11 protein-coding genes are annotated in these 11,718 nt (G+C 67.3%); 7 read left to right on the forward strand and 4 right to left on the reverse strand.

What is annotated here, in order from left to right:
* Window positions 1–113 precede the first annotated feature (113 nt).
* A complete protein-coding gene (gene glpX / locus Q0A15_RS01660; RefSeq protein WP_291277801.1) occupies window positions 114–1,136 on the reverse strand; it encodes a class II fructose-bisphosphatase in 1,023 nt (340 codons plus the stop codon).
* 160 nt (window positions 1,137–1,296) lie between these two features.
* Here glpX and Q0A15_RS01665 point away from each other — a divergent pair, with 160 nt between their 5' ends.
* From Q0A15_RS01665 to Q0A15_RS01685, 5 genes are all read left to right on the forward strand, one after another.
* Window positions 1,297–2,028: a DUF4245 family protein gene (locus Q0A15_RS01665; RefSeq protein ID WP_291277802.1), complete on the forward strand. Its 732-nt coding sequence runs from the start codon at window positions 1,297–1,299 to the stop codon at window positions 2,026–2,028.
* A gap of 20 nt (window positions 2,029–2,048) precedes the next feature.
* A complete protein-coding gene (locus Q0A15_RS01670) occupies window positions 2,049–2,648 on the forward strand; it encodes a carbonic anhydrase (RefSeq protein ID WP_291277803.1) in 600 nt (199 codons plus the stop codon).
* A 33-nt stretch (window positions 2,649–2,681) separates the two neighbouring features.
* Complete coding sequence (locus Q0A15_RS01675) at window positions 2,682–3,536, forward strand: alpha/beta hydrolase (RefSeq protein WP_291277804.1); 855 nt, start codon at window positions 2,682–2,684, stop codon at window positions 3,534–3,536.
* A gap of 124 nt (window positions 3,537–3,660) precedes the next feature.
* Window positions 3,661–5,079 carry a class II fumarate hydratase gene (locus tag Q0A15_RS01680; RefSeq protein ID WP_291277805.1) on the forward strand — a complete coding sequence of 473 codons (1,419 nt, stop codon included), beginning with the start codon at window positions 3,661–3,663 and terminating at the stop codon, window positions 5,077–5,079.
* A gap of 117 nt (window positions 5,080–5,196) precedes the next feature.
* Window positions 5,197–7,908, forward strand: coding sequence for a hypothetical protein (locus Q0A15_RS01685; protein WP_291277806.1), 2,712 nt, complete (start codon window positions 5,197–5,199; stop codon window positions 7,906–7,908).
* A 5-nt stretch (window positions 7,909–7,913) separates the two neighbouring features.
* Here Q0A15_RS01685 and Q0A15_RS01690 read toward each other — a convergent pair whose 3' ends face one another.
* Window positions 7,914–8,486: an NUDIX domain-containing protein gene (locus tag Q0A15_RS01690; RefSeq protein ID WP_291277807.1), complete on the reverse strand. Its 573-nt coding sequence runs from the start codon at window positions 8,484–8,486 to the stop codon at window positions 7,914–7,916.
* A gap of 177 nt (window positions 8,487–8,663) precedes the next feature.
* Between Q0A15_RS01690 and deoD the strand changes: the two genes are divergently transcribed.
* Window positions 8,664–9,371, forward strand: a complete 708-nt coding sequence (deoD, locus tag Q0A15_RS01695) for a purine-nucleoside phosphorylase (RefSeq protein ID WP_291277808.1) — start codon at window positions 8,664–8,666, stop codon at window positions 9,369–9,371.
* A 92-nt stretch (window positions 9,372–9,463) separates the two neighbouring features.
* On the opposite strand, the gene Q0A15_RS01700 is transcribed toward deoD, so the two are convergent.
* Window positions 9,464–9,970 carry a prepilin peptidase gene (locus tag Q0A15_RS01700; RefSeq protein WP_291277809.1) on the reverse strand — a complete coding sequence of 169 codons (507 nt, stop codon included), beginning with the start codon at window positions 9,968–9,970 and terminating at the stop codon, window positions 9,464–9,466.
* Window positions 9,971–10,098: 128 nt separating this feature from the next.
* Between Q0A15_RS01700 and Q0A15_RS01705 the strand changes: the two genes are divergently transcribed.
* Window positions 10,099–11,193, forward strand: a complete 1,095-nt coding sequence (locus Q0A15_RS01705) for a CoA transferase (RefSeq protein ID WP_291277810.1) — start codon at window positions 10,099–10,101, stop codon at window positions 11,191–11,193.
* Between the two features lie 14 nt (window positions 11,194–11,207).
* Here the strand turns inward: Q0A15_RS01705 and Q0A15_RS01710 are convergent.
* On the reverse strand, window positions 11,208–11,718 hold a 511-nt coding region (locus tag Q0A15_RS01710; RefSeq protein ID WP_291277811.1), incomplete at its 5' end, for an aminotransferase class V-fold PLP-dependent enzyme.

Below are 11,718 nucleotides of genomic sequence, written 5' to 3' on the forward strand. Positions count from 1 at the left end.
CAACGCAATAATGCCCGACGGCGCGGTACCCGACTTGAGTCGGGTACCGCGCCGTCGGGCATTCACACGGCATTCACACGGCGCGCTCACGCGCGCCGGAGCCGCCAGTCAGATCAGCGGGTGAAGGCCTCCCACTTGGAGGCGTGGTGCTCGGCCTCGACCGTGCGGACGGTGCCGGACTTGGAACGCATCACGAGCGACTGCGTCAGGATCTTGTCCCCGCGGTAGCGGACGCCGCGCAACAGGTCGCCGTCGGTGATGCCGGTGGCGGCGAAGTAGCAATTGTCGGAGGTGACCAGGTCCGTGGTGGTGAGGACCTTGCCGAGCTCGTGGCCGGCGTCGATGGCGCGCTGCTTCTCGTCGTCGTCCTTGGGCCACAGGCGGCCCTGGATGACGCCACCCAGAGCGCGGATGGCGCAGGCGGTGACGATGCCCTCAGGCGTGCCACCGATGCCGAAGAGCGCATCGATGCCGGAGTCGGGGCGGGCGGCGGCGATGGCACCTGCCACGTCACCGTCCAGGATCAGCTTGGTGCGGGCACCGGCGTCGCGGATCTCCTGGATGAGGCCCTCGTGACGGGGACGGTCGAGCACGGCGACGGTGACCTGGGAGACGCGCTTGCCCAGGGCCTTGGCGATCAGCTGGATGTTCTGTTTCACCGGCAGGCGCAGGTCCACGAAGTCGGCGGCCTCCGGTCCTGTGACGAGCTTCTCCATGTAGAACACGGCGGAGGGATCGAACATGGAGCCGCGCTCGGCCACGGCCAGCACGGACAGGGCGTTGTTGAAGCCCAGTGCGGTCAGGCGGGTGCCGTCGATGGGGTCAACGGCGATGTCCACCTCAGGGCCCTCACCGGTGCCCACATGCTCACCGTTGAAGAGCATGGGCGCCTCGTCCTTCTCGCCCTCACCGATGACCACCACACCGTTGAAGTTCACGGAGTGCAGCATGGCGCGCATGGCGTCCACGGCGGCACCGTCCGCGGAGTTCTTGTCTCCCAGACCCACCCATGGGCCCGACGCGATGGAGGCGACCTCGGTGACACGCACCAATTCCATGGCCAGGTTCCGGTCCGGCTCGGCTTCGCTCACGGACAGTCGGGGGGAAAGGTGGGAGTAATCGTGTTCGTCGCTCACGTGAAATCCTTGAGGTCGCTTCAGCGGGGAGACGTGGGCAGCCACTCATCGGCGTCCACGCCATGCAAGGTCATTCTAGGCGCCTCGTGCGCCGCACCGTACAGAGGTGACGTGCGCTACCCGGTTAGCCGTTCACAGTCGGATGCGGAACAATGGGCTGGTGCCTGAGAACGAATCCGTGTCCTCCCCCGAACCGGTTGCCGACTCCGCTGCGCAGCAGCCGGGGAACGCCGCCCCACAGTCGCAGGGCGCAGAGCCGCAGCAAGCGGGCCGCGCTCCACTGCCGGGAGAGCCGGGGTTCAAGGCGCCCCTGACGCAGGGCCAGCTGAAGCGGATGAATCAGACCATCAAGGGCATGATCATCTCGGTTCTGTTGACCTTCGCCGTGGTGTTGCCGATCATCTTCCTGAACCCGGGCAGCACCAAGGAGACCTACGAGAAACGGATCGACGCCCAGGAGATCGCGCAACAGACCGTGACGGTTCAGGGATTCAAGGCCGTGGCCCCTGACTTCCCCAAGGACTTCTACGCCAACAAGGCCCAGTGGAACGCGGGCGCGGCCGACGGGGTCGGTTACTGGGAACTCGGGATCGTGGGCAAGCTGGACGGCGAGGAACACTACGTCCAGATGATGCAGGCGGAAAAGGCGAATGCCTCCTGGATCGCACTCGCCACGGACGGTTCCGTCCCCACGGGTGAGTCCGTCACCGTGGATTCCACCAACTGGCAGGTCCGTACGCAGCCGGGCTCCTCGGCCGAGAAGACCGTGCTCACCACCTCGCTGGACGGGTACACGTTCATCCTCACCGGGGACCAAGGCGACGATGCGTTCTTGAAGAAGACCGCCGACCTGGTGCAGAAGGCCGAGGCCAAGGCCGACCCCGTCGGCTGAGCGGGCCTATCCTTGAGGATATGACCACGACTCTGACTCCGGAACAGGCGCTCTCCACCATCGTCGAGGGCGCCCTCCGCGCACAGGCGGGGCAGCCATCCCGCCCCAATACCGATACCGACACCCGCTCGCAGCTGGCCCAGGGCCAGGATCCCTTCGCCGCCGTGGTGGGCTGCTCCGATTCCCGTGTACCCATGGAATACGCCCTCGACGCGGGCTACGGCGACGTCTTCGCCATCCGCACCGCCGGCCATACCCTCGGCGAGACGGTCATCGGTTCCATCGAATTCGCGGTGGCCGAGCTCGGAGTTCCGTTGGTGCTGGTGCTTGGCCACACCTCCTGCGGCGCCGTCACCGCCGCCCAGCACTCGCTGGACACGGGCGAGACCCCCGGCGCCAACGTCGGCGCCCTCGTGGAACGCATCCTGCCGTCCGTGATCTCCTCCCGTGAGAAGGGCGGCACCACGGTCAACGAGGCCGTCGCCGAACACTCCCGTCGCACCGTGGAACGGTTGCGGGACCTCTCCCCCGTGCTGCACGACGCCGAGAGCGCGGGCAAGCTGAAGATCGTCGGCGCCGTCTACGACCTGGCCACCGGCGCCGTCACTGTGTTGGACTGATCCACACACGTCCTACGTCTTCGAGGGGATCACATGACCGAGTACTCCACACTCACCGTCCCGGACGGCGGTGCCGCCGTTGCCCTCCGCGTTCTCGATACCGGAGGTACAGGCTCACCGGTGGTGCTGATCCATCCGTGGCCTCAGCGCATCGAGATCTGGGAGCACCAGATCGCTGCCCTGACCAAGGCCGGGCACCGTGTGGTGGCCTACGACCGCGCCGGCTTCGGCGAGTCCGGCGCCCCCAATGACGGCGTCTACGACTACGACCGCCTGGTTCAGCACCTCAATGGCATCATCGAGGCGCTTAACCTCACCAACGTCACCTTGGTCGGTTGGTCCATGGGCGGCGGCGAGGTGGCACGCTACGTCGGCACCCACGGCACCGACCGCCTGCGCGGTGTGGTCTTCCTGGCCTCGGCCACTCCGTACCTGTTGCACACGGACGACAACCCGGGCGGCCCCGTCACGGAGGAGGCCTGGCGCGGCGACAACGCCGCGATCCGCGACGATGTCGCAGCGGTGGTGGACGGCGTCGCCACCAACTTCTTCTCGGTGGACGGACGGTTACTGGTTGACCAGGCCACACTGGAACAGGCTCAGGCCTGGGCCCACACCGCGCGGCAGGAGGCGGTGGCGGGCTGCCAGGAGGCCTTCTCCACCACCGACTTCCGCGCCGACGTGGCCACCGTGGACGTCCCCGGCCTGGTCATCCACGGCGACTCCGATGCGATCGTGCCGTTCGAGTATTCCGGCGAGCGCACGCACGCGATGCTGGACGGCTCATCGCTGGTGTTGGTTCCCGGCGCCCCGCACGGCCTGGGCGTCACGCACGCCGACCAGGTCAACAACGCCCTGATCGCGTTCATGGAGGGCCTTCCCTCCTGATCCGGTGCCCGACGGCGGTACTCGCCGACCAGCGGTAGGCGAGTACCGCCGTCGTACCTTGTGGATCCCGCTACGCGGGACACGAGTACGTAACCCTGCGCGCGCGACGGCTACCATGTGAATCATGGCTGACTCCACGGAATTCCGTACAGAACACGACACCATGGGCGAGGTCCTCGTCCCGATCAACGCCCTGTACCGCGCGCAGACGCAGCGGGCCGTTGAGAACTTCCCGATCTCCGGTAAGACCCTTGAGCACCAGCACATCCGTGCGCTGGCCAAGGTCAAGCGTGCCGCTGCGATCGCCAACGCTGAGCTCGGCGTCCTCGATGCCGAACGCTCGCAGGCCATCGTTGCCGCCGCTGACGAGGTCGCCGAGGGCAAGTACGACGATCACTTCCCGATCGATGTCTTCCAGACCGGTTCAGGTACCTCCTCCAACATGAACATGAACGAGGTCCTGGCCACTCTGGCGACCAACGCGCTGAAGGCTGCAGGCTCCGAGACCGAGGTCCACCCCAACGACCACGTCAACGCCTCCCAGTCCTCCAACGACGTCTTCCCGACCTCCGTCCACGTGGCGGCGACCAACGCCCTCATCAACGACCTGGTCCCGGCCCTGACCTACTTGGCCGCTTCCTTCTCCCGCAAGGCGGAGGAGTTCAAGACCATCGTGAAGTCCGGGCGTACTCACCTGATGGACGCCACACCCGTGACGCTCGGCCAGGAGTTCTCCGGCTACGAGGCCCAGGTGCGTTACGGCATCGAACGCATCGAGGCTTCCCTGCCCCGCGTGGCCGAGGTCCCCCTGGGCGGCACCGCCGTGGGCACCGGCATCAACACCCCGGACGGCTTCCCGCAGAAGGTCATCGCGGAGCTCGCTTCCGACACCGCGCTGCCCATCACCGAGGCCCGCAACCACTTCGAGGCCCAGGCCAACCGTGACGGTCTCATCGAGGCGTCCGGCCAGCTGCGCGGCATCGCCTACTCCATCATGAAGATCAGCAACGACCTGCGCTGGATGGGTTCCGGCCCCAACACCGGCCTCGGCGAGATCGGTCTGCCCGACCTGCAGCCCGGTTCCTCCATCATGCCCGGCAAGGTCAACCCGGTGATCTGCGAGGCCGCGATCCAGGTCGCAGCCCAGGTGGTCGGCAACGACGCCACGATCGCGCTGTCCTCCACCAACGGTGCCTTCGAGCTGAACGTGGGCATCCCGGTCATGGCCGCCAACCTGCTCGAATCCATCCGCCTGCTGGCCAACGTCTCCCGCGTCATGGCGGACAAGATGGTGGACGGCATCGTGGCTCACGAGGATCGCGCCCGCTTCCTGGCTGAGGCCTCCCCCTCCATCGTGACCCCGCTGAACAAGTTCATCGGTTACGAGAATGCGGCCAAGATCGCCAAGACCGCCGTGAAGGAGGGCCTGACCATCCGCGAGGCCACCGTCAAGCTCGGCTTCGTCGGTGAGGGCGAGGGCCAGGTCCCCGAGGCAGACCTCGACAAGGCCCTGGACGTCACCACCATGACCGGCAAGTACTGATCGGGTAGTTTCCCCTCACCAGGTTGAGTGCCGTCCGTCGCGAGTCCCGAAGGATTCCGCGACGGGCGGCACTCAACCTTTTTTGTAACCGTGTTACGTCGGGTGCAGAGTAGATTCATGCCCCGCTCCGCCTCCCGCCGTCGCCTGCGCAGGTGGCCCTGGGCCGCACTGTGTTCCCTCCTGCTGGCAGCGGTCGCAGCGGTGGCCGGACTGGTGTTGTTCACCGCAAGGTCTGACATCTCCGTCCAGGTCCGAGGTGCGGACGTGACCGAGAGCCAAGTGCTCGCTTCGATGGACGGCCTGAGGGCGTACGCGCCGTTCACCCTCAGGGTCTGCGGCCTGGAGGAGGCGGAACAGTGCCAGAACCCGGGTCCTGGGCTCGTGACCATACGGCAGGAAGCCGGGATGCCGGTGACCGAGGTGGCCCCTGACCTGCTGCGCTTCCCGCTGCTGAGTTCCGATGGCATCGATGAGGACTCCGCCCACCACATGATCCAGCAGGCCGCCACCGACGCGGCTCTGTCCGGACAAGGCGCCGGGCAACCCTCCGCGGCAGCCGCCGCAGTAGTGGAAGCACAGAGCCTGTCCTTGCATCGATCACCACTGCTATGGGGCGGCTTGTTCCTGGCTTTCCTGCTCACCGCCTTCGTCCTCGGCTTCCGACATCAGCGGCAGTGGCGCAGGCAGACCGGCCTCGAGGAGCAGATCGCCCACGGGGCCAAGGCCCTCTCCGCCGCCCTGATCCGCCTGGATGAGGTGGAACTGACGGCGGCGCAGCTGGAGATGTTGCACTCGGATGCGGACACAGCCGCGGAACTGGCCAAGCAGTTACGGCGGCTACCGGGGCGAATCCTCGAGCTGGTCCGCGAACAGGACGAGCTTCAGTCCTGGCACGCCGACACTGTCTTCACCAAGGAACAAGCCGCCCGGATCACCCGGTTCCAGGACCACAGCACCGCCTTCTCGCGGGAGGTGAACGCCCTCTGTGGTCAAGCAGCCCTGCTGATGCACCCCACGTCTTCGGTGTGGGACCTCGAGGCACGCCCGTTGTTGGAGTCCCAAGCCACCGTCGAGTCCGCGTTGAAGCGCATCCGTGGAACCCGCATCAAGTCCGCCAGAACGGCCGTCGAGACCTTGAGCCAGGTCCGCGAGGACGTCCTGGGCTTGGGAGCCAGACGGATGACCGGCACCGGCTCCATCGTCACCGAGGATCTCCAAGAACTGGTCCGGCTGACCATGCTGGTTGATGAGGTCCTCGCCGAGTTGGTGGCCGGCCTGACCAAGGTGCGCAACGTCCAGCCCCGCCGTGACCTGCCGAAGGACCTGCGCAAGGCTTCCCACGCGCAAGGTGTTCGGCTGCGTTCGGAACCGGGGATGGCTCAGCGGCCGTTGGTGCGGCAGGCGTTGGGCGGTGTGCAGCGCAGAGGAGTCATGACGGCCCAGGGATTCAGGTCATGGGCGGATGACGTGATTCTGGTGCCCGGCTCACGAAAGTCGGTGTCACAGAACGCCAGGCAGGCCCGGGCAGAGTCCGGTCGCCGTTCGGCCTCCAAGCACGCGGCGGGTCGCCGCTACGGCTCCTTGCGAGAGCTCTGGACGGCTCCCGCCGCCGTGGCCTGCGCCTGCGTCGTGGCAGGCCTGGTGCTCGGCAGCATCGTCGGTTCCACGCCGACCTGGTTGGAAGAATATGAACGGACGGAACACCCCACCCTGGTATCCGCGTTCACGACCATTCCCGAGAATGAGAACTACAACTCCGCGGTCTTCGAGAACGAACTCGATCCCGACTTCAACGACGTACTCAAGGATGGCTACAAGGGCGTCTACGACCCTGTCACCTCGTATCGTCCGATCAAGCTGGTGGTCGTCGAGTTGCCTGCAGACCTCGGTCAGGATCGGGTGAAACCACTGACGTCCTACTCAGAGGGTCGGGAACGGGACAAGGAGGAGGAGCGGCGTGAGCGTGACCTGAACGTGCCGGTCCCCAGCGTCCCGGACGCGGTGCAAGCCGTGACCGCCCGGCAGCTGGTGCGGACGGCGGTCAGGGAGAACCCCGAGCTCTTGGACCCCAGAACCGGCGATCTGATGCCCGAGGCCGTCGTCATGGGCCTGCGTCAGGTCTCCTCATCGCCCCAAGCCGACGAGGAAGGCCGGAGCCACGGCTCGGGCCTCAGTTACGTCTACTACCGACTTGCTGCGTGGGGATGGGGTCCGGCGTATGCCTCTCAGAGCGACGGCGGTGAGGGGATCTCGCCTCGCGCCTCCGACACGGCCGAGGGACGGGGCCTCGGATCTGAACTCTTGGAGACACTCCTGCCGAAGCTGGCGGAGACCCACGGACGTCCGTTGTGGATCACGGCTCCCTCCACCAGAGTGGCGGTCACCCTCGGCACCACCACCGCCCTCATCGCGGTGATCACGCTCGTGTTGTGGTTGAACACCAAACCATGGTTGGCGCTCGGTGCCAGCGGCCGTCGGAGAAGAGCGTCGGATGCGACCTTGGAAAGGACGCGCGCGGACCTGCTTGCCCGGTTCTCGCGCGAGGACGAGGACAGCCTGAACATGCTGCTGGCCGTTCGGGGAGGGCCGGAAGCGGAATCCGATGCGGGCTCGGTGGAAGCGGAACGGCACCGCATCCGCACCCGAGCCCAGGCCATGGCCCTGCGCCAGGCCGAGGAGCTGGCCGCCGCACCCAGGGCGGAGCGCAGTACCCAGCGCTTCGCCCGGCAGGTCGCGGCCCTGGAGGACATGGTGCGCTGGATCGACTCCTCCAGCGAGAAGACCGCTCAGGCCGTTCAGCGCCACCTGGACTCGGTGGAGCACGCCTGAGCACATCAGCCCTGGCGCTCGCGGCCACCCTCCACGAACCAGCCCGACGAGGTGGCACCACAGTCCCTCCCGCCGACGGCGAAGCGCGGATCCTGATCCGCGGCCCAGCGCACCGCGCGCACGTGGAGCGGGGGGACATCGGCCAGGTCGTCGATGCTGCGCCAAGCCACCTCGAGGTTCTCGTCGTCGTTGACCCGTGCCTCTCCGCTACCCGGCAGCGGGTCCAGGGCCATGATGACGTCCAGATACTGGGCGTGATCCCCGTTGGGGTAGGTGGTGGGCTGCGTGGTCTGCACCCCGACCAGCCGGGTGACACGGGCGCTGACGCCGGTCTCCTCCAGCACCTCCCGCGTGATGCCGTCGGCCGGTTCCTCCCCCGGTTCCAGGATCCCGGCCGGGACGGTCCAGCATCCGTTGTCCGCCCGACGGACCAGCAGCACCTCCGCAGCCACGTCGCGTTCGGCGCCTGCCGCACTCGCAGGAGCGGGCCGCAGCACCACCCCCTTCACTCCCGGCATCCATAGCGGGTCGTGGCCGATCTTGGAGCGCAGCGCGAGGACGAAGTCTGGCGTGGTCATGGTCCAACTCTGTCATGCTCCGGACGCATGGCGGAGGGTGGATTCGCACTGGTGCCCTGGCGAGACCGAACCGAGACGGGACGGGCCGAGACGCGGTTACTGAGAAGTAGCTGTCAACACCGTTGATTGCCTGGTTCAAGGAGACAGGACAGCGTCATATTTGAGATACTGGACGCCATGTCCACGCCCCATATCGCAGCCGAACCCGGCGATTTCGCAGCCCTCGTCCTCATGCCGGGAGACCCCCAGCGAACCAGGGTGATCGCCAAAACCTTCTTCACCCGCCCGCATCTGGTGACCGATGTGCGCGGAATCGAGGGCTGGACAGGCAAGGTGGACGGAATGGATGTCTCCGTCATGGCCTCCGGCATGGGCATGCCGTCTCTGTCGATCTATGCAACCGAGCTGATCCGCTTCTACGGAGCCAAGCGGATCGTGCGTGTTGGCACCGTGGGCGGGATTGCCGACAAGGTCCAGTTGGGAGACATCATCATCGGCAACGCGGCCCACACGGATTCCGCGATCGCGGCCACCCGGGTGCCTGGTGTGCACTACTCCCACGTCCCCGCGTTCCCTCTGCTGGAGGGAGCGGTCGGTATGGCCCGTGCGGAGCGGATCAAGCACCACGTTGGTCCGCTGTTCAGTTCCGATCTCTTCTACGCCGACCGTCCCGAGGTCACGCAGGCACTGAAGCAGCACGGGACCCTGGCGGTGGAGATGGAGGCTGCCGCCCTCTACGGTCTTGCTGCTGCCGAAGGGGTGGAGGCGCTGGCCGTGTGCACGGTGTCCGACCACCTCTTCCGTTCCGAGGAGATGACCTCGCAGGAGCGCTCCACGCATGTGGAGGACGCCGTGCAGGTGGCCTTGGGTGCCCTGTTCTCGTGAACCCGTACGTGTTGGGACCACCCGCCCTTACCAACACTTAGCCCCTTAAGTGTTGGTAACTCGTTCGCCGACCATCAGCGAGCGCCAACCGTTCAAAGGCACAGCGCGGCGAGAGTCCCCAGTAAGAGAGCGGGCCCAAAGGCGATGTGTGCCCTCGGATTCCTGGTGCGGATCATGACCACGGCCGCGTGAATTCCTGCCACGACGAGCGTCAGGACCAGCGCGACTATCGGGTGGCCCCAGGAGAGCACACCGGTGATCCCGCCCAGCGCCGGGACCAGCTTCACATCTCCGAATCCCATGGTGGCCGGGCTGGCCAGGTGCACCGCCAGGAACAACGCCAAGGCCAGTGCTGCGCAGGCCCACGCGCGCCCCAACCTGCCCCAGTCGGCGAGGACCAGACAGGCTACTGTCAGACACCCCAACACCACCGCGTTCAAGGGCAGAGTGAACCTGTCCGGAAGCTGGTGTTCCCGGGCATCGGCCAACGCCAGGCGGGCACCGAAGTAGAGGAACGCCAGGCATGCTGCCCCGAGCAATACGCACGCGACCACGCCGGTGACGCCGGTAGCCGCGAGGCCGGACAGCAGGGATCTCATGGCCGAAATGTACGCGACGACTCGGCGCCCGACCAGAAAGCCGTCTCCGCCCTGTGGATATCGTTGTCCGGGTCGGGGCGTCGTGGGATGGCTTGTGCCCTGTGGGAGCCAGGCGGATACTGAGCCGCATGTTTGAGCCCTTCGCCCCGGTGCTGCAGCTCGTCTGGGGTGCCGTGAGAGACAGTATCGCCCTGGATGACGGCGAGCCTGCCCGCATCCGGATGAGCGGTCCACGCACCGTCCTGCCGTGCCCGTTCGACGTCACCGGACTGGCCACCGCTGCCGTGGCGAGCGCGCACCTGGCTGCGTCCCGCGTGCTGGCTGCGCGCCGAGCCTCCGCCGGTTTCGCCTCGGTCAGCGTGGATTCCAGGGGCGCCTGTGCGGCATTCGCAACCGAGAGACTCTTCACCCCGATCGGCTGGGAGCGGCCGGCCGCCTGGGACGAGATCGCCGGGAACTACCGGTGCGCCGATGGATGGATCAAGCTGCACACGAACTACGCCTACCACCGCCGAGCCGTTGAAGAGGTACTCGACGCCCATGACCGAACGGCAGTGGCCGCCCGCGTGGCCGACTGGGGTGCGGAGGCCCTGGAGACGGCAGTGGTCGGCGCGGGCGGCGCTGCCGCGGCGCTCCATTCGGATTCGACATGGCTGGCATCCTCGGCCGGGGCAGCAACCAGAGATGCCCCCGTGGCCTCCACGCGATGGGTGGACAGCAGCGAAAGACCAGGGCCGGCCGGCGCCGTGAGCTTGCCGTTCGACGGGCTGAAGGTCCTGGACCTGACCAGGGTCATCGCCGGCCCGGTGTGCACCGGCTTCCTCGCGTCGATGGGAGCGGACGTGCTGCGCATCGACCCTCCGGGCTTTGCCGAGGTGGCACCCCTGGTGCCAGTGACCACTGCGGGCAAGCGCACTGCGGCGCTGGACCACGCGACCGGCTGGCTGCTGGCCTCCGCCATCGGCCGAGTCCTGCAGCGGCAGATCCTCGACGGCAGAACGGCCACGATCCATGCCTCCCTCATCGGCACGGCGCGGCTGTTGCAATCCCTCCCCAACGCGGAGGGCGCGGTTGCTACAGAGCAGTTCCCACCCCTCGTGGAGACCGAGACCGCATGGGGCCCCGCCGAGACCGTGGGCCCTGCCGGGCACATCGCGGGAGTCAGCCCGGTGTCTCGGCATCGGGCGGGGCCCCTGGGACGTGACGCACCGCAGTTCTTGTGACGGCAGAACCACTGTCAGGACGTCAGCCCCATCCGTGAGACCGCGCGAACGGACTCGACCACCGCGTCGGCCGCGGTTTCCAGATCGGCGGCAGCCGTGTGCGGCGCGAAACTCAACCGAAGCGCACCCAGGGCATCGGGCCCCGGATATCCCATCGCGGTGAGCACAGCCGATGGCTCGGTGGAACCGGCGGAACAGGCGGAACCGGAGGAGGCGAGCACTCCTCGTCGGCCGAGTTCGAGCAGCACGGCTTCGGCATGCAGACCGGGGAAAACGAAGGAAACGATCCCCTGGACGCGACGCACCGGAGCTCCCGAGAGTGCGGCGGGAACTCCGGCGGCGGCGAGCGCCTCCAACACGTGGGCGGCCATCCGGTCCCCCGGCCGCGGCCCGCACGCGGCCTCGGCCTCACCCGGACCCGACACCGACATGGAGTCCAGAGCTGCAGCGGCCAGGGCGTCGGCCCGCGCCAGAGTCATGGCGAGCGCCGTCGATACCGCGCCAGGCACGTTCACGGTGCCCGAG

It is taken from the genome of Galactobacter sp. (genome assembly GCF_022712295.1).
In the GTDB taxonomy this organism is placed as follows: domain Bacteria; phylum Actinomycetota; class Actinomycetes; order Actinomycetales; family Micrococcaceae; genus Galactobacter.

Excerpts from the sequence above, each read along its gene's own strand:
- Q0A15_RS01690 (WP_291277807.1), bottom strand. The coding sequence starts at position 8,486 with ATGACCACGCCAGACTTCGTCCTCGCGCTGCGCTCCAAGATCGGCCAC.
- Q0A15_RS01675 (WP_291277804.1), top strand. The coding sequence starts at position 2,682 with ATGACCGAGTACTCCACACTCACCGTCCCGGACGGCGGTGCCGCCGTT.
- Q0A15_RS01700 (WP_291277809.1), bottom strand. The coding sequence starts at position 9,970 with ATGAGATCCCTGCTGTCCGGCCTCGCGGCTACCGGCGTCACCGGCGTG.
- Q0A15_RS01705 (WP_291277810.1), top strand. The coding sequence starts at position 10,099 with ATGTTTGAGCCCTTCGCCCCGGTGCTGCAGCTCGTCTGGGGTGCCGTG.
- Q0A15_RS01680 (WP_291277805.1), top strand. The coding sequence starts at position 3,661 with ATGGCTGACTCCACGGAATTCCGTACAGAACACGACACCATGGGCGAG.
- Q0A15_RS01670 (WP_291277803.1), top strand. The coding sequence starts at position 2,049 with ATGACCACGACTCTGACTCCGGAACAGGCGCTCTCCACCATCGTCGAG.
- deoD (WP_291277808.1), top strand. The coding sequence starts at position 8,664 with ATGTCCACGCCCCATATCGCAGCCGAACCCGGCGATTTCGCAGCCCTC.
- Q0A15_RS01685 (WP_291277806.1), top strand. The coding sequence starts at position 5,197 with ATGCCCCGCTCCGCCTCCCGCCGTCGCCTGCGCAGGTGGCCCTGGGCC.